Annotated in this window: 15 protein-coding genes and 1 tRNA gene; 12 read left to right on the plus strand and 4 right to left on the minus strand. The window is 67.0% G+C overall.

Going from position 1 to position 16,925, the window contains the following annotated elements; all coding sequences use genetic code 11:
* Nucleotides 1-19 precede the first annotated feature (19 nt).
* From DQG15_RS11840 to DQG15_RS11860, 5 genes are all read left to right on the plus strand, one after another.
* Nucleotides 20-1,090 carry an ABC transporter ATP-binding protein gene (locus tag DQG15_RS11840; protein ID WP_116085474.1) on the plus strand — a complete coding sequence of 357 codons (1,071 nt, stop codon included), beginning with the start codon at nucleotides 20-22 and terminating at the stop codon, nucleotides 1,088-1,090.
* The gene (locus tag DQG15_RS11845; RefSeq protein WP_116085475.1) at nucleotides 1,087-1,986 is read left to right on the plus strand and encodes a carbohydrate ABC transporter permease; all 900 of its coding nucleotides are present in this window, start codon (nucleotides 1,087-1,089) and stop codon (nucleotides 1,984-1,986) included. The genes DQG15_RS11840 and DQG15_RS11845 overlap by 4 nt, the downstream gene beginning before the upstream one ends.
* Nucleotides 1,983-2,810 (plus strand): carbohydrate ABC transporter permease, encoded by an 828-nt coding sequence (locus tag DQG15_RS11850; protein ID WP_116085477.1) that lies wholly within the window; start codon nucleotides 1,983-1,985, stop codon nucleotides 2,808-2,810. The genes DQG15_RS11845 and DQG15_RS11850 overlap by 4 nt, the downstream gene beginning before the upstream one ends.
* Before the next feature lie 65 nt (nucleotides 2,811-2,875).
* Nucleotides 2,876-4,129 carry an extracellular solute-binding protein gene (locus DQG15_RS11855; protein ID WP_116085478.1) on the plus strand — a complete coding sequence of 418 codons (1,254 nt, stop codon included), beginning with the start codon at nucleotides 2,876-2,878 and terminating at the stop codon, nucleotides 4,127-4,129.
* Nucleotides 4,130-4,188: 59 nt separating this feature from the next.
* Nucleotides 4,189-5,856 (plus strand): Na/Pi cotransporter family protein, encoded by a 1,668-nt coding sequence (locus tag DQG15_RS11860; RefSeq protein WP_116085480.1) that lies wholly within the window; start codon nucleotides 4,189-4,191, stop codon nucleotides 5,854-5,856.
* 201 nt (nucleotides 5,857-6,057) lie between these two features.
* Here the strand turns inward: DQG15_RS11860 and DQG15_RS11865 are convergent.
* Nucleotides 6,058-6,132 (minus strand) — tRNA-Thr (locus DQG15_RS11865).
* A gap of 295 nt (nucleotides 6,133-6,427) precedes the next feature.
* Here DQG15_RS11865 and murA point away from each other — a divergent pair.
* Together murA and DQG15_RS11880 are read left to right on the plus strand one after the other, a co-directional pair.
* Nucleotides 6,428-7,702, plus strand: coding sequence for a UDP-N-acetylglucosamine 1-carboxyvinyltransferase (gene murA, locus DQG15_RS11875; protein WP_116085483.1), 1,275 nt, complete (start codon nucleotides 6,428-6,430; stop codon nucleotides 7,700-7,702).
* Nucleotides 7,695-8,213, plus strand: coding sequence for a DUF2948 family protein (locus DQG15_RS11880; protein ID WP_116085484.1), 519 nt, complete (start codon nucleotides 7,695-7,697; stop codon nucleotides 8,211-8,213). The genes murA and DQG15_RS11880 overlap by 8 nt, the downstream gene beginning before the upstream one ends.
* Nucleotides 8,214-8,242: 29 nt before the next feature.
* On the opposite strand, the gene leuD is transcribed toward DQG15_RS11880, so the two are convergent.
* On the minus strand, nucleotides 8,243-8,848 hold the full coding sequence (gene leuD / locus DQG15_RS11885; protein WP_116085486.1) for a 3-isopropylmalate dehydratase small subunit: 606 nt from the start codon (nucleotides 8,846-8,848) through the stop codon (nucleotides 8,243-8,245).
* A 104-nt stretch (nucleotides 8,849-8,952) separates the two neighbouring features.
* Nucleotides 8,953-9,825, minus strand: coding sequence for a phosphoserine phosphatase SerB (gene serB / locus DQG15_RS11890; RefSeq protein WP_116085487.1), 873 nt, complete (start codon nucleotides 9,823-9,825; stop codon nucleotides 8,953-8,955).
* A gap of 221 nt (nucleotides 9,826-10,046) precedes the next feature.
* Here serB and DQG15_RS11895 point away from each other — a divergent pair, with 221 nt between their 5' ends.
* The 5 genes from DQG15_RS11895 to DQG15_RS11915 all read left to right on the plus strand — a co-directional run bounded on the left by DQG15_RS11895 (nucleotide 10,047) and on the right by DQG15_RS11915 (nucleotide 15,676).
* On the plus strand, nucleotides 10,047-11,201 hold the full coding sequence (locus DQG15_RS11895) for a phosphoserine transaminase (RefSeq protein WP_116085489.1): 1,155 nt from the start codon (nucleotides 10,047-10,049) through the stop codon (nucleotides 11,199-11,201).
* Nucleotides 11,202-11,285: 84 nt separating this feature from the next.
* A complete protein-coding gene (serA, locus tag DQG15_RS11900; protein WP_116085490.1) occupies nucleotides 11,286-12,881 on the plus strand; it encodes a phosphoglycerate dehydrogenase in 1,596 nt (531 codons plus the stop codon).
* Nucleotides 12,882-12,969: 88 nt separating this feature from the next.
* Complete coding sequence (locus DQG15_RS11905; RefSeq protein WP_116085492.1) at nucleotides 12,970-13,704, plus strand: metallophosphoesterase; 735 nt, start codon at nucleotides 12,970-12,972, stop codon at nucleotides 13,702-13,704.
* A gap of 194 nt (nucleotides 13,705-13,898) precedes the next feature.
* Entirely contained in the window at nucleotides 13,899-15,077 is a 1,179-nt protein-coding gene (locus DQG15_RS11910) for an acetyl-CoA C-acyltransferase family protein (RefSeq protein ID WP_116085493.1), read from the plus strand.
* A complete protein-coding gene (locus DQG15_RS11915; RefSeq protein ID WP_116085495.1) occupies nucleotides 15,074-15,676 on the plus strand; it encodes an HAD family phosphatase in 603 nt (200 codons plus the stop codon). The genes DQG15_RS11910 and DQG15_RS11915 overlap by 4 nt, the downstream gene beginning before the upstream one ends.
* On the opposite strand, the gene DQG15_RS11920 is transcribed toward DQG15_RS11915, so the two are convergent.
* The gene (locus tag DQG15_RS11920) at nucleotides 15,673-16,917 is read right to left on the minus strand and encodes an MFS transporter (protein WP_116085496.1); all 1,245 of its coding nucleotides are present in this window, start codon (nucleotides 16,915-16,917) and stop codon (nucleotides 15,673-15,675) included. The genes DQG15_RS11915 and DQG15_RS11920 overlap by 4 nt on opposite strands.
* Nucleotides 16,918-16,925 lie beyond the last annotated feature (8 nt).

Genomic DNA, 16,925 nt, shown 5'->3' on the forward strand with positions numbered 1-16,925 from the left:
CGGGAGGAGGCAAAAACCGATGGCGACAATACTCGAGCTACGCAACGTGACCCGTTCCTTCGATTCGAAGGTCGTTCTGGACGACGTATCCATCACGATCGAACAGGGGAGCTTTACGGCCCTTCTGGGAGCTTCGGGCTGCGGAAAGTCCACGAGCTTGCGAATAATGGCCGGCCTCGACCGGCCTACCTCGGGGGAGGTGCTGCTCGGCGGGTCGGACGTAAGCGAGCAGACCGCCTATGAGCGTAACGTGGCGATGGTCTTCCAATCCTACGCACTTTACCCTCACCTGACCGTGGCGCAGAACATCGCGCTGCCGCTCACCATGCGGCACCTGACGCCCGTGAGACGTCTGCCCCTGGTGGGGGCGGTGATGCCCGGCACGGGCAAGGCGCGACAGACCATCATGGACAAGGTGCACGAGGCGGCGGAGATGCTGGGCCTCGACCAGCTGCTCAACAGCAAGCCCGGCCAGCTGTCGGGCGGGCAGAAGCAGCGGGTGGCGCTTGGACGCGCGCTGGTGCGCGATCCCTCCCTCTTCCTGCTGGACGAGCCTCTGTCGAACCTCGACGCGCGGCTGCGGGTGCGCATGCGCTCCGAGATCAGCGCGCTGCATCGAAAGACCGGCAAGGCCTTCGTCTATGTCACGCACGACCAGACGGAAGCGATGGCCATGGCCGACCAGATCGTCGTCATGATCGGCGGCAAGGTTGCCCAGTCGGGGCCGCCGCGGGAGCTTTATGAGCATCCCGCCAACCGCGCGGTCGCGGCCTTCGTCGGGCACAACGCGATAAACTTTCTTGAGCCCGGCGACGGGATCGACATGGGCGAGAGCGTCGTCGGCCTGCGGCCCGAGGACCTCGCGCCTAGCGAGTCCGGCGCTCTTCTCGCGCGGCTGGAATCGGCGGAATACCTTGGCTCCGAGATCGTGCTGAGCTTGCGCGGTGCCAAGGGGGCGGAGATCCGGGCCATCGCGCCGGGCGACTTCGCCGTTCCCGCGACGGGTAGCGAAATCCGCCTCGGCTATGCACCCGAGAAGCTGCACCTGTTCGATGCCGACACGGGCTTCCGCCGCGAGAGGGCCGCATGAGACTGTCCCGTTCCAAACGCGAGGGCCTCACGGATCTCTGGCTTGCCGGACCGGCGACGCTTGCGCTTCTGGCCTTCATCTTCATCCCCGTGGCGATCGTCGCTGTCCTATCATTCACCAACTACCAGTTCGGTGCGCTGACCTTCGACTGGACCGGGTTCGACAACTACATCGCGCTCTTTTCGTCGAGCGTCGGGCGTCGCGCGGTCACCAACACGTTGATCTACGTCGCCATCGTCATCCCTTTCTCTGTCGGCTTCGGCCTGCTGGTGGCGGTGGGCCTCTACCAGATGACGCAGTGGGCGCCGCGCTGGTCCAACGTGTTCAAGACGATCTACTTCCTGCCAGTTGCCGCGACGCTGGTGGCGATGTCCGTCGCCTGGCAGATGGTGCTGCATCCCTCGCTCGGCATCGTGAACCAGGCGCTGTTCTCGGCCGGGCTGCCGACGCCGAGCTGGCTCAGCGACCGGTCGCTGGTCCTCTACACGCTCGCGATGATCGGGGTCTGGCAGAGCATCGGCTACAACATGGTGCTGTTCCTCGCCGGGCTCGCGGCAATCCCGGCCGAGCTTTACGACGCGGCGGAGGTCGACGGTGCAGGGGGGAGCTGGTCGCGCTTCTGGACGGTCACCTGGCCGATGCTGGGGCCGACGACGCTCTTCGTGATGGTGGTCACCGCCACCAACGCCTTCCGCGTGTTCGAGACGGTCGCCACCATGACCAAGGGCGGGCCGGCCTTCGCGTCGGACACGCTGGTCTACGCGCTCTATCGCGAAGGCTTCGTGTATTTCAAAGCCGGCTACGCCAGCGCCATCACGATGGTCTTCTTCGCCTTCCTGCTGGTCTTGGCCGTGATCCAGTTCCGTGTGGTCGCAAGACGGGTGCATTACCGATGAAACAGTCCCTTCGCAGTCGTATTCTGCCGCTGATCCTGCTGATCCTCGGCGCCGCCTTCATCCTGCTGCCGTTCGTGTGGATGCTGTCTCTGTCGCTCAAGCCGCAGGATGAGATCTTCACCACGACGATCTCGCTGCTGCCGTCGGCAATCGAATGGAGCAACTACACCTTCGCGCTGACGGAGACCGACATCCCGCTGTTCCTGTGGAACGGGCTGGTGATGGTCACGGGCATCCTGTTCTTCCAGATCCTCTTCGCCGTGCCCTGTGCCTACGCGCTGGCGCAGCGCCGGTTCGCCGGGCGGGACGTGCTGTTCGGGCTGGTCGTGGCGGCGCTGCTGGTGCCGTTCCACGTGACGGCCATCCCGATCTTTCTCGGCTTCGCGCAGATCGGGATCCTCAACACAATGTGGGCGCTGATCCTGCCGTTCATCCAGACGGCCTTCGGCATCTTCCTGTTCCGACAGTTCTTCGCCCAGCTGCCCACCGACCTGTTCGACGCGGCCCGCGGCGACGGGCTGAGCGAGACGGCCATCGTCTGGCGCATTGCCTTCCCGCTTGCTCTGCCCGCCTCGACTGCCTTCGCCATCTTCTCGGTCACCGCGCATTGGAACGATCTGTTCTGGCCGCTGATCGCGACGACCGATCCGAGCCTCGCGACGCCGCCGCGGGGGATCCTCTACTTCCGCGACCAGGAATCCGGCGACAACGTCGGCCCGCTGATGGCCGCGGCGGTCATCGTGACGGCGCCGCTGGTCGTCGCCTTCCTGCTGGCGCAGCGCAAGTTCATCCAGGGCCTTGCCGCCGGAGGGCTGAAGGGCTGAGCCGACCCATCCGAATACGTCCGGGCGACCGGGCGGGACCATCCACCAAGGAGGAGACGAAGACGATGAAGAAACTGCTAATGGCGTCCACGCTTGCCGTGACTTTCGGGTCCGGCGTGCAGGCGCAGGAAACCGAAATTCGCGTTCACTACGCGATCCCGACGATCTGGGCCGACACCCAGCAACTGCTGGCCGACGCCTTCATGGAGCAGAACCCCGATATCCAGATCACGCTGGACGGGGCTGCCGAAGGCTACGAGGACGGTGTGCAGCGCCTGCTGCGGGAGTCGATCTCTGGCACCGGGCCCGATGTCGCCTATGTCGGCCTCAACCTCTGGCGCGTGCTCGAGGATCGCGGGCTGGCCCAGCCGCTCGACGGCTACCTCGGCGACGATCCGCTCTCGCAGGGCTACACGCCCGCGCTGCTGTCGCTGGGGCAGTTTGAGGACACGCAGTATGCGCTCGCCACCTCGGCCTCGACGCTGGTGATGTACGTGAACCCGGTGCTGGTCGAGCAGGCGGGCGGGTCGATGGAAGACTTCCCCGACACCTTCGACGGCGTGATCGAGCTGGCGGCAAAGATCGATGCCATCGACGCTGCCACCGACGGTGTCTGGATCGCGCCGCATGACTGGCGCTTCCAGTCCCTCCTTGGCTCCTACGGTGGCCGCCCGATGAACGAGGACGAGAGCGACATCACCTTCGACAGCCCCGAGGGCATCGCCGCGGCCGGTCTCTACCAGCGCTTCGCCGAGGAAGGGGGCATGAAGTCCTACTCGGAAAACGACGCGCGCCAGACCTTCCCCGCGGGGACGCTGGGCATCATGTTCGAAAGCTCCTCCCTCCAGGCGCGCTTTGCGGAAGGGGCAGGGGACAAGTTCGACCTGACGGTGAAGCCGCTTCCAGTCGCGGCGGAGGATGACTCGCAGGTTTATTTCCCGACCGGCGGCTCTGCCATCGTCATGCTGACCGATGACGAGGCCAAGCAGCAGGCGGCGTGGGACTACATGGCCTTCGTGACCGGCCCCGAAGGCCAGAAGATCATCGTGGAAAACACCGGCTATGCCCCGGCGAATGCCCTCGTGATCGAGGATGAGAGCTACCTTGGCAATTTCTACGCGGACAATCCCAACGCCCGCGTCGCCCATACCCAGGTCGCGAACTACGCCGGCCCCTGGTATGCCTTCCCGGGCCCTGACGGCGTGGCCGCGACCGATCTGATCGCCGCAGCTCTGGTTGAAGTGACCGAGGGTGCCGACACCGAGGCAACCATCGAAGACCTGGCCGACACCCTGCGCGGCATACTCGGCATGCAGTAACGCGATCCCGGAGCGGGCGCGCGGACTGATGTTTCGCGCGCCCGCGCCGTATTTCTCACATGCCCGTCGTGCCACTGCGCGCGACCGGCATAGAGGGCTCTTCCGTGACCATATTAAATTTTATCGTTCAGCTTATGAGCGGCGCGATGCTGCTCCTGTTCTCGGTCCGCTTCATGCGGATCGGCATCGAGCGTCTGTGGAGCGCGGAGATCCGCGACAGTCTGAGCGACCGCTCCTCTCACCTGCAGAACCTCGCCAAGGGCACGGTGCTCGGCTTCGTGATGCAGGGTGGCACGGTGGTGATGCTGATGGCTGCCGGCCTTGCTGGGACGGGGGCGGTACCGCTGGTTTCTGCCGCGGTGCTGGCGCTGGGGGCGGACCTCGGGTCGGCGCTGGCAGTGCGGTTCCTGCATCTGCCGATTGCGGCCCTGGGTCCGCTTGCCATCCTGATCGGCGCAACGGTCTACCTGCGGTCGGACAAGCCGCGGCTGCGGAACCTCGGCCGGGTCGTGCTCGGCCTCGGGCTGATCCTGCTTTCGCTGTCGATCATCCGCGGGACGGTGGAACCCATCAGCTCCCTCGACGGGGTGGCGGCGGCGGTGGATTACCTGAACCGTGACGTCGTGACGGCGGCGCTGGCAGGGATCGTGCTGACCTTCGTGATGCATTCGAGTGTTGCGGCGGTGCTGACGGCGGTGGCCTTCGCGGCGCATTCGGACATCGGCGCGATGGGCGCGCTCGGCTTCATGCTCGGCTGCAATATCGGCAGTGCGCTGCTGCCGCTGTGGCTTCTCAACTCCCACAACGAGCGGACCAAGGCGGTCGCGGCCTCCGTCGCGATCCTGCGGGTGGGCTTCGCGGCGGTGCTGATCGGAGTCATCGCCCTGTCGCGCGACGCGGTCGAGGCGCGGGTGGGCTGGCACGCGGACGAGGCGATGCTGCTGGGGCACCTGCTGTTCAACGCCGCGCTCCTTGCCCTCACGCCGATCTGCGTCTGGCTCTGCGCCACCTTGGAGCGTCGGCTCGTCACGACCTCCGACGCGGAGGACGCGACGCTGACGCTCGGCGTGACGGAGGAGGACGGGCTGGCGCTGCCGGCGCTGAAGCGCAAGCTGTCCGGCATGCTGGACCTCGCCGCCAAGATGCTGGACGAGGTCATGCGCGGGGCACACGACCCGCAAAGGCTCGACGATCTCGAGGCGCGGATGAACGGCGCGCTCGAACAGATCCGCCAGTTCTACGCAACCGTGCCGGGCGGGGACGGGGCGGACCTTCACGAGATGAGCCAGGTCCTGCACTATGCGATCCGCGTCGAACGCTGCGGAGACATTCTTGCCGGGCGGCTTCATGCGCTACGGGTCGAGCAGGCCGGGGCAGGGGTCACGTTCTCGGCCCCGGGCCTTGAGGAGATCGAGGAGCTGGCTGGGGCGCTGCGCCAGACGCTGCTGCTGGCGCATAACGCGATCTGGACCGGCGATGCCGCAACCGCCGAGCGGCTGGTCCGCCACAAGCAGCGGGTTTCCGACCTGGAGACGGCGAGCCGGGCCAACCACCTCGACCGGCTGAGAGGCGGCAACCTTGTCAGCCTGAGTTCGAGCGACCACCACCTCGAGACCATCGCCTCGCTCAAGGAGGTCAACAGCAAGCTCGCCACCATCGGCTACGCCATCCTCGACCGCGCCGGGGGACTGAAGAAGACGCGGCTCAAGTCCGGCGCGCGGCCCTAAGCAAGGCGGGACGGGCAGATCCGGCTTGCCGTCTTCGGGCTGCTTGAAATCGCCGCGGAGAAGCCCGCTTCGATCGGGCACACCCTCAGTGAACGCAGAATCGCGACGCAGGAGGACCAGCCGAAGCTGCCATCTGTGCGTCGCGCACCCGCGCCGTTCGGGCGGGCTACGATCGGAAATGCCGGTGTAGTGAGAGATTTATGGTGCCGCAGGGGAGGATTGAACTCCCGACCTCACCCTTACCAAGGGTGCGCTCTACCACTGAGCTACTGCGGCGCCGGAGCGTGGGCGGGTATTACCGTCTCCAGCCATGAGCGCAAGCGATTTCTGGCGCGCCCCGTCGCTATCGCTTGGCATCCGGGGGCAGGGCGTCGTAGATGCGCCGCGATGGGCAAGTCAGACAACACATCGGACCGCTCGGAGCGGCTCAAGCAGGCGCTGCGGGCGAATCTGCGGCGGCGCAAGGCGCCTCCGCGCTCGCCGGGCGAGGGGTCCGGGGCGACTGACGAGGCAGACAAGGCGTCCCGCGAGACGGATGCCGGATCAAACGCGGAAAAGGGATCGCAGCAGGATGGATAGGATCGTCGTCGAGGGCGGAGTGCCGCTGGAAGGCCGCATCGAGATTTCGGGAGCCAAAAACGCGTGCCTGGCGCTCATGCCGGCGGCGCTGCTGTCGGAGGAGCCGCTGACGCTGACCAACGCGCCGCTTCTGTCGGACATCCGCACGATGACCGCGCTCCTGCAATCGCTCGGCGTCGAGGTGTCGGGGCTTCAAGGCGGCCACGTTCTCGCCATGTCCGGAGCCTCGGTGGACAACCATACCGCGGACTACGACATCGTTCGCAAGATGCGCGCCTCCATCCTCGTCCTGGGGCCGATGCTCGCGCGGTACGGTGATGCCACCGTCTCCCTGCCGGGCGGCTGCGCCATCGGGGCGCGCCCTGTGGACCTGCACCTGCGCGCACTCGAGGCAATGGGCGCCGAGCTCGACCTCAGGGAGGGCTACGTCCATGCCCGTGCGCCGGGCGGCCGGCTGAAGGGAGCGGACTTCACCTTCCCGCTCGTCTCCGTCGGTGCGACCGAGAACGCGCTTCTCGCTGCCACTCTCGCCGAAGGCACCACGATCCTGCGCAATGCCGCGCGGGAGCCCGAGATCGCCGACCTCGCCCGCTGCCTGCGCGCGATGGGGGCCCGGATCGAGGGCGAAGGCACGTCCGAGATCACCATCGAGGGCCGGGACAGCCTGCACGGCGCGACCTATCCCGTCATTGCCGACCGGATCGAGCTCGGCACCTACATGCTGGCCCCCGCGATCACCGGCGGACGCGTCGAACTCGTCGGCGGCTCTCGCGAGCTCGTCGCGGCGTTCGCTGACAAGCTGGAGGCGGCCGGCGTGGATATCGAGGAGAGCGCGGACGGTCTCGTCGTCTCCCGCCGCAACGGTCCGCTGAAGGCGGTGGACGTTCGCACGGAACCTTTCCCCGGTTTCCCCACTGACCTTCAGGCGCAGATGATGGCGATGCTCTGCGTGGCCGAGGGAAAGAGCAAGCTGGAAGAGATGATTTTCGAGAACCGCTTCATGCACGCGCCCGAGCTGATCCGGATGGGCGCCTCCATCGACGTGCACGGCGGCACGGCGACGGTCACGGGCGTCGAGCGTCTGAAGGGCGCGCCGGTCATGGCGACCGACCTGCGCGCGTCGGTGTCGCTGGTCCTCGCAGGGCTCGCGGCGGAGGGCGAGACGCAGGTCAAGCGCGTCTATCACCTCGATCGCGGCTACGAGCGTCTGGAAGAGAAGCTCCGGGCCTGCGGCGCGCGGATCAGGCGGGAGCCGGACGATGGCTGATCGCAGTCAGTCCTCCGGTGCGACGCAGGGCGATGCGCGGTTCGAGGATGGCGGCCCGGCCTCCGACATGCCGCTCTTCATCAAGGCGATGGATGCCGCGTCGCTGCCGGTGATCTCGGCCTTGGTGCAGGATGCCGTCTACCCGATTACCGAGATGCGCATCCAGAAGACGAAGCGCCGCTTTGCCGCGCTGATCAACCGGTTCCGCTGGGAAGATGCGGATGCGGCGCGCGCCGAAGGGCGGCCCTTCGAGCGGGTCCAGAGCCTGCTTCTGGTCGAGGACATGATCGGGGCGAAGACCACGGGCATCGATCGCTCGGACCCGGATCTGGTCCTGTCGCTTCTCTCGATCGGCTTCGAGCCGGGGGAGGACGGGACGGGGCGGCTGATCCTGACGCTGGCGGGGGACGGGGCCGTTGCGCTCGATGTCGAATGTCTCGACGTGTCGCTGAGGGATGTCACCCGGCCCTATGCCGCCCCCTCAGGAAAGGCGCCGCGCCACGACGTCTGAGACGCGGGCGCGGGCCAACTGTAGGTAAATCAGACCCAGGGGCGCGCCTGGGAGGCCGTTCCCTCGAAGGCATCGATCGCGGCGACCTTCTCGAAGGTCAGGGCGATGTCGTCCAGCCCGTTGAGGAGACAGTGCTTCTTGAAGCTGTCTACCTTGAAGGAGAACACCTCGCCGTCCGACGTCGTGACCGTCTGGGCCTCGAGATCGACGGTCATCCGGGCGTTCGCGCCCTTCTCGGCATCCTTCATCAGCGCGTCCACCTGCTCCTGCGGCAGGGCGATGGGCAGGATGCCGTTCTTGAAGCAGTTGTTGAAGAAGATGTCCGCGAAGGACGGCGCGATGACGCAGCGGATGCCGAAATCGAGCAGGGCCCACGGCGCATGCTCGCGCGAGGAGCCGCAGCCGAAATTGTCGCCGGCGACGAGGATCTCCGCGTCCCGGTAGGCGGGCTTGTTCAGCACGAAGCTGTCGATCTCGCGGCCGTCATCGTCGAAGCGCATCTCGTCGAACAGGTTCTTGCCGAGCCCGGAGCGCTTGATCGTCTTGAGGAACTGCTTGGGAATGATCATGTCGGTGTCGACATTCATCATCGGCAGCGGCGCCGCGATGCCGGTCAGGGTGGTGAACTTGTCCATGGCTTTCGCTCCTGAGGCTGACGCGCGAGGGCATACAGGGCAGGCGCCGCGCGAGCAAGTGGGCGGCCATGGCGCGGGGCGGCGCCGGCCCATGATGTGCGAGGTCAGGCGAACTCGCTCTTCGCGTAGCCTTGCAGGTAGAGAAGGGCGGTCAGATCGCCATGGTTGATGCGCAGCTCGCATTCCGCGGCGACCGCGGGTTTGGCATGAAGGGCGACGCCGGAGCCCGCAAGGTGGAGCATCCCGAGATCGTTCGCCCCGTCACCGACGGCGATGGCGTCCGCCGGCGTGAGGCCAAGCTCAGCCGTGACCTCGGTCAGTGCGTCCACCTTGGCCTGACGCCCCAGAATCGGCTCGGCAACCTCGCCCGTCAGGCGCCCATCCTCGGCCAGCAACGTGTTGGCGCGGTTCCTGTCGAAGCCGAGGAGGCCGGCGATGCGGGTGGTGAAAGCGGTAAAGCCGCCCGAGACCAGCAGCGTCTCGGCGCCGTCCCTCTTCATCGTCGCAACGAGCGTGCGGCCACCGGGAGCGAGGGTGATGCGGCTGTCCAGCACCTCGCCGATGACGCTTTCGGGAAGGTCCTTCAGGAGTGCCACGCGTTCGCGCAGCGCGCCCTCGAAATCCAACTCGCCGTTCATCGCACGGGCCGTGATCTCCGAGACATGGGGGCCGACGCCGGCCATGTCCGCCAGCTCGTCGATGCATTCCTGCTCGATCATCGTGCTGTCCATGTCCGCGATCAGAAGGCGCTTGCGGCGCCCTTCGGCGGGTTGAACGCACATGTCCACGCCGCGCGCCTGAAGCTCCTCCCAGATCTCCCAGCGATTGCCGGGCAGGGCGGGGACGGTGAACTCCGCCGCCTCGTCCGGCGCAAGCCAGACCGCGTCCCCGCCGCCCGTCGCATCGCGCAGGGACGAAACGAGGGCGGGATCGAGTGCGGGGTCTTTCGGGCTGGTCAGGAGCGTGACGACGAACATGGAAGGCGTCTCCGGAGGGATTTGTGCGGCAGGGCGCTTCTACGCGCGCCGCCGGGGCGGGGTCCAGATCGCCGGGCGTCTCCGGCGGGAGTAATCGGCTCTTCCCGAGGGCGAAGGGGAAGTTCGCAAGATAGGCACTTGCAACCGTGCGGCCGTGATGTATGTCCGGCGGCGGGACACCCCTCCCCAACGAGGGGCGCTTATCTGGAAGGGTAGCACCAATGGCACACGATGCTCCGGCCACGCGGCCGGCCAATCCGCGTTTTTCGTCCGGCCCCTGCGCCAAACCCCCCACATACGATGTGTCGAAGCTGAGCACGGAGTCGCTCGGACGGTCTCACCGTGCCGCGATCGGCAAGGAGCGGCTGAAGCTCGCGATCGACCGCACGCGGGAGGTTCTGGAAGTTCCCGAGGACTATCGCATCGGCATCGTTCCAGGCTCCGACACCGGCGCCTTCGAGATGGCGATGTGGACCATGCTGGGCGCGCGCCCGGTCGAGATGGTCGCGTGGGAGAGCTTCGGCGCGGGCTGGGTCACCGATGCGGTCAAGCAGCTCAAGCTCGATGCGACCGTCCATGAGGCGGAGTACGGCGAGATCGTCGATCTCGCGTCCCTCGACTGGAGCCGGGACGTTTGCTTCACGTGGAACGGAACGACGAGCGGCGTTCGTGTTCCCTCCGGAGACGCGATCCCGGCGGACCGCGAGGGCCTGACGCTCTGCGACGCGACCTCGGCCGCCTTCGCGCAGGACCTTCCCTGGGACAAGCTCGATGTCGTGACCTTCTCCTGGCAGAAGGCCCTGGGCGGCGAGGCGGCGCACGGCGTCCTGATCCTGTCGCCCCGGGCCGTGGAGCGGCTCGAGAGCTACACCCCGGCCTGGCCGCTGCCGAAGATCTTCCGCCTGACGAAGGGCGGCAAACTCAACGAGGGGATCTTCCGCGGCGAGACTATCAACACCCCGTCCATGCTCTGCGTGGAGGATTACCTCTTCGCCCTCGACTGGGCGGCGTCCGTGGGCGGGCTCCGCGGCATGATCGGACGCGCCGATGCGAATACCGCGGCCATCGCGGAGTTCGTCGAGAAGAATGACTGGATCGAGTTCCTTCCGGCTGATCCGGCGATCCGCTCCAACACCTCGGTTTGCCTGAAGTTCACCGATTCGCGGATCGCGGACGGGGCGGCGTTCGCCAAGGCGGTGCAGAAGCGGCTCGAAAAAGAAGGTGTCGGGCTCGATCTGGGGGCCTACCGCGATGCGCCTCCGGGCCTGCGGATCTGGTGCGGTGCCACGGTCGAGACCGCCGATGTCGTCGCGCTGATGCCCTGGATCGACTGGGCCTTCCACGCCGAGATCGAGGCGCAGGAAGCCGCCGCCTGATCGGACCCGATACGAGCCCGGCCCCGGCATGGCCCCGGGGCGGGCTCCCTTTCCCATTTTCAAGCTTTGAAGGAGTGCCCCCTCATGGCGCCCAAGGTTCTCGTATCCGACAAGCTGTCGGAAACCGCCGTCCAGATCTTCCGCGACCGCGGCATCGATGTCGATTTCGAGCCGTCCCTCGGCAAGGACAAGGACAAGCTCGCCGAGGTGATCGGCCAGTATGACGGCCTCGCCATCCGCTCTGCGACGAAGGTGACCGAGAAGATTCTCGAGCAGGCCACCAACCTCAAGGTGATCGGCCGCGCCGGCATCGGCGTCGACAACGTGGACATCCCGCAGGCCTCGAAGAAGGGCGTCATCGTGATGAACACGCCCTTCGGCAACTCGATCACCACGGCCGAGCACGCCATCTCCATGATGATGGCCTGCGCTCGCCAGATCCCGGAGGCCAGCGCCTCCACCCATGCCGGCAAGTGGGAGAAGTCCCGCTTCATGGGCGTCGAGGTCACCGGCAAGACCCTCGGCGTGATCGGCGCGGGCAACATCGGCTCCATCGTGATCGACCGTGCCCGCGGGCTTCGGATGAAGGTCATCGCCTACGATCCGTTCCTGAGCGAGGAACGCGCGACCGAGCTCGGCGTGCGCAAGGTCGAGCTGGACGAGCTCTTGGCGAAGGCGGATTTCATCACGCTGCACGTGCCGCTGACGGAGAAGACCAGGAACATCCTCTCCCGCGAGAACATCGCCAAGCTCAAGAAAGGCGTGCGGATCATCAACTGCGCCCGCGGCGGTCTCGTGGACGAGGAGGCGCTGGCAGAGGCTCTGAAGGACGGCCGCGTCGCGGGCGCCGCGTTCGACGTCTTCGCCGAAGAGCCGGCGACCGCCTCGCCGCTGTTCAACCTGCCCAACGTCGTCGTAACGCCGCATCTCGGCGCCGCCACGACCGAAGCGCAGGAAAACGTCGCCCTCCAAGTCGCGGAGCAGATGTCAGATTACCTGCTGACGGGCGCCGTGACGAACGCGCTCAACATGCCGTCCGTCACCGCCGAGGAAGCCGCGATCATGGGCCCCTGGGTCAAGCTCGCCGAACATCTGGGCGCCTTTATCGGACAGGTGACCGACGAGGCGATCAAGGCCGTCAACATCACCTATGACGGTATCGTCGCCGAGATGAATCTCGACGCGCTCGGATGCGCCGCCATCGCCGGGCTGATGAAGTCCTCGAACCCCGATCTGAACATGGTCTCCGCCCCCGTGGTGGCCAAGGAGCGGGGCATCCAGATCAGCCGCACGACCCAAGGGCAGTCCGGCGCGTTCGAAGCCTACATCAAGATCACCATGGTCTCCGAGGAGCGCGAGCGGTCCGTGGCCGGCACGGTGTTCTCCGATGGCAAGCCGCGGTTCATCCAGATCAAGGGCATCAACATCGACGCCGAGATCGGGGAGCACATGCTCTACTCCACCAACCAGGACATGCCGGGCATCATCGGCACGCTCGGCAACACGCTGGGCGAGAACGGGGTGAACATCGCGAACTTCACCCTAGGCCGGGCCGAACGGGGACGGGACGCCATCGCGCTGCTTCAGCTCGACGCGGATCTGCCGGAGGACGTGCAGGAGAAGCTCGAAAGCTCCGGCAAGTTCACCCGCGTGCGGCCGCTCCATTTCGAGGTCGCCTGAGGCGCCTTGGACGCGTAGCTAGAAGACGGGAGGCGCGGTGGCGGTTCGGCTGCCGCGCCTTTTTCGTGGTCGAAAGGGGACGGGCGGAATGCAGACCTACGCCATCGGCGACATTCACGGGCAGCGCGAATTGCTCGAAGCCGCCCACGACCGTATCGCGGCGGATCGGGCGGCCCATGGCGATGAGGATGCGCCGGTGATCCATCTCGGTGATCTGACGGACCGGGGGCCGGATTCGCGCGGCGTCATCGAGCGCCTGATTGCGGCGGACGCGGATCCGCGATGGCATGTCATCATGGGAAACCATGATCGGATGATGGCGCATTTCCTGAGGCCGCGAAGCGCGCGGGATCCTTTGAGGGACGATCTGAACTGGCTGGCACCGCCGCTTGGCGGACGTGCGACGCTGGCGTCCTACGGGGTGGACGTGGATGAACGGCGAAGCGCGGCGGAGATCCACGCCGATGCGATCGAGGCGGTTCCCGAGGCACACCGGACGTTCCTCGATGGCCTGCCGACGCGGATCGTGCGGGGTGAGGCGTTCTACTGCCATGCCGGCGTGCGTCCGGGCATTCCTCTGGCGGATCAGGTGGAGGACGATCTGGTGTGGATTCGCGAGCCGTTCCTGTCGGACCCTATGGAGCACGGCGCGCTCATCGTGCATGGGCACACCCCGGTGAAGGCAGCGACGCATTACGGCAACCGGCTGGATCTCGATACGGGCGCGGCCTACGGCGGTCCGCTGTCGGTCGCGGTGATCGAAGGGCGGCGCGCGTGGCTGGTGACGGAGCGGGGCCGCGAGGAATTGCGCCCCGTTGCCTGATCCAACCGTAGCACGAAATTTCTGCGAAATTTCGTAAGGCGTCCTCCGTTGAGATGCGGTTAACGCACGTTCGATTCTAAGCCGAACACGTGAACAATTCACAAAGATCTGGCCGCGCGACGCTGCGGCGCGGGCTCTTCCGGCAACGATGGCCAGCTTGTAGCCTCGTGCCGAACGGCAGGGAGGCCTGAGACATGGACGAGATCGTAATCCTCGGCGGCGCGCGGACCGCCATCGGCACATTCGGCGGCGCGCTCGCCTCGGTCCCGCCGATCCGCCTCGGCGCCATCGTGACCACCGCCGCGCTGGAGCGTGCCGGCGTGGCGCCCGAGCAGATCGGGTCTGTCGTTTTCGGGCATGTCATCAACACCGAACCGCGGGACATGTATCTCGCCCGGGCCGCGGCGATGGAGGCCGGCATCCCCGACACCACGCCCGCCATGAACGTGAATCGGCTCTGCGGATCGGGCGCTCAGGCGATCGTCTCGGCGGTGCAGGGCCTCGCGCTCGGCGATGCGGACTTCGCCGTCGCGGGCGGCGCAGAGAGCATGAGCCGGTCGCCCTTCATCAACCCTTCCGTTCGCTGGGGTCAGAAAATGGGCGACATGCGCGCGCAGGACATGATGCTCGGCGCGCTCAACTGTCCCTTCGGAACGGGCCATATGGGCGTGACGGCGGAGAACGTGGCCCGCGAGCACGGCATCTCGCGCGAGGATCAGGACGCCTTCGCCCTCGAGAGCCAGCGCCGCGCTGCGGCGGCCATTGCCGGTGGCGTCTTCAGAGACGAAATCGTGCCGGTGGAGATCCAGTCGAAGCGCAGCACTGTGCTTTTCGATACCGATGAGCACCCGAAGGACACCTCCGCCGACAAGCTGGCCGCCCTGAAGCCCGCCTTCGCCAAGGAGGGAACCGTGACGGCCGGCAATGCCAGCGGCATCAACGATGGCGCGGCCGCGCTGGTCCTGGCGCGGGCGGACGCGGCCGAGCGCGCCGGCCTCTCGCCGAAGGCCCGGATCCTCGGCTACGCGCATTCGGGGGTACGGCCCGAGGTGATGGGGATCGGACCGATCCCGGCGGTGGAAACGCTCCTCGAAAAGCTGGGACTCGGCGCCGCGGATTTCGACGTGATCGAATCGAACGAGGCCTTCGCGGCGCAGGCCATCGCGGTGAACCGCGCGCTCGGGCTGGACGAGGCATGCGTGAATCCGAGCGGTGGCGCGATCGCCCTCGGCCACCCCGTCGGCGCGACAGGCGCGATCCTGACGGTGAAGGCCCTTTCGTTCCTTGAGCGAACCGGAGGGCGGCGCGCCATCGTGACCATGTGCATCGGCGGGGGGCAGGGCATCGCGGTCGCTCTGGAGCGGATCCAATGAGCGTGGAAGCGGTCGTCTTCGACATTGGCAACGTGCTGATCGAGTGGCAGCCGGAGCGCTGGTACGACGCGCGGATCGGGGAGGCGCGGCGACGGGAGATGTTCGCCGCGGTGGACCTGCACGGAATGAACGACACGGTGGATCGGGGCGGTGCCTTTCGCGACACCGTCCACGCGACCGCCGCGCGTTATCCGGACTGGACCGCCGAGATCCTGATGTGGCACGACAACTGGCTCGAGCTTGCCGCCCCGGCCATCGACGCCACGGTCGACATCCTGCGCAAGCTTCGCTCGAACGGAACGCCGGTCTTCGCGCTGTCCAATTTCGGGGTGGAGACCTTCGCGCTCGCGGAGCAGGAGTACCCGTTCCTGCAGGAGTTCGACCGGCGCTACATCTCCGGTCACATGCGCCTCGCAAAGCCCGATGCCGCGATCTACGCTGAGGTGGAGGCCGATTGCGGCGTGGCGCCCTCGGCGCTTCTCTTCGCGGATGACCGCCCGGACAATATCGAGGCCGCAGCAGCGCGGGGGTGGCAGACCCATCTTTTCGATGGGCCCGAGGGGTGGGCGGCGAGGCTGCGGGCGGAGGGGCTCCTCTAGGCGGCCGCGGGCAGGGGCGTCCTCTCCTCCCTCACCGGGAGGTGCACGATGGCCGAGAAGGCGCCGACGCCCACACCGATCCACCAGACGGCGTTGTAGCTCCCGGTCGCATCATAGAGCTGCCCGCCGAGCCAGACTCCGAGGAAGCTGCCGAGCTGGTGACTGAAGAAGACGATGCCGTAGAGCGTCCCCATGTAGCGCAGGCCCCAGATATGGGCGACGAGGCCTGACGTCAGCGGCACCGTCGCCAGCCAGAGCGCGCCCATCGCGATCGAGAAGAGGATCACCGTAGCGGGGCTCATGGGGACGAGGATGAACGCGGCGGCAACGAAGGTGCGTGCCGTGTAGATCCCGGACAGGAGGTACTTGCGCGGGAAACGCCGGCCCGCCCAGCCGGCGAGGAGCGTGCCCGCGATATTGGCCACGCCGATCAGGGAGATCGAGACCGCGCCGAGGGCGGAGGTCGTTGTGATGCCAATGTTGTGCAGGATGCCGCCCGGCAGGATCGGTCCGCAGACCTCGGTGACGAAGGCCGGGAAATGCGCCGTCACGAAGCCGAGCTGGTAGCCACAGGAAAAGAAGCCGAGAAAGATCAGCGTGTAGGATGGATCCCGCGCGGCGCGGACGAGGATCTGGCCGAGCGTCTCCTCCAGTTCGGAGGGGGAGGCGGCGGGGGCCGGGCTCCGCATCGCGGGAAGGGCGACGAGGGAGCCGAGGATCACGGCGGCGAAGACGAGGAAGACCGACTGCCAGCTCATCACGCCGAGCATGAATTCCGCAGCCGGTGCGCCGAAGACCTGTCCCGCGGATCCCGCCGCCGTCGTGACCGCGAGCGCCATGCTGCGGTTCTCCGCGCTGGCTGCGCGGCCGACCACGGCGAGGATCACCCCGAAGCCCGTACCGGCGACGCCGAAGCCCACGAGGATCTCGAGAAGCTGGTGCTGCGCGGGGGTGACCGCGGCGGCGGACAGCACGAGGCCCGCGGCATAGACGACGGCCCCGAGGGCAATGGCCTTGCGGTCACCGAAGCGCTCGGCGAAGGCAGAGAAGATCGGCTGACCGATGCCCCAGGCGAGGTTCTGGATCGCGATCGCCAGCGAGAACTCCGCCCGGGGCCAGCCGAACTCCTCACCGATCGGGATCTGGAACACCCCGAAGGAGGCCCTGACCGCGAAGGAGAGCATCAGGATCAGGCAGCCGCCGAGAAGGACGGGCGTCAGGAGGCGATCGGAGCGTATCATGGCGTAGC

Origin of the sequence: Tropicimonas sp. IMCC34011, from assembly GCF_003390865.1 — a bacterium.
Classification (GTDB): Bacteria; Pseudomonadota; Alphaproteobacteria; order Rhodobacterales; family Rhodobacteraceae; genus Tropicimonas_B.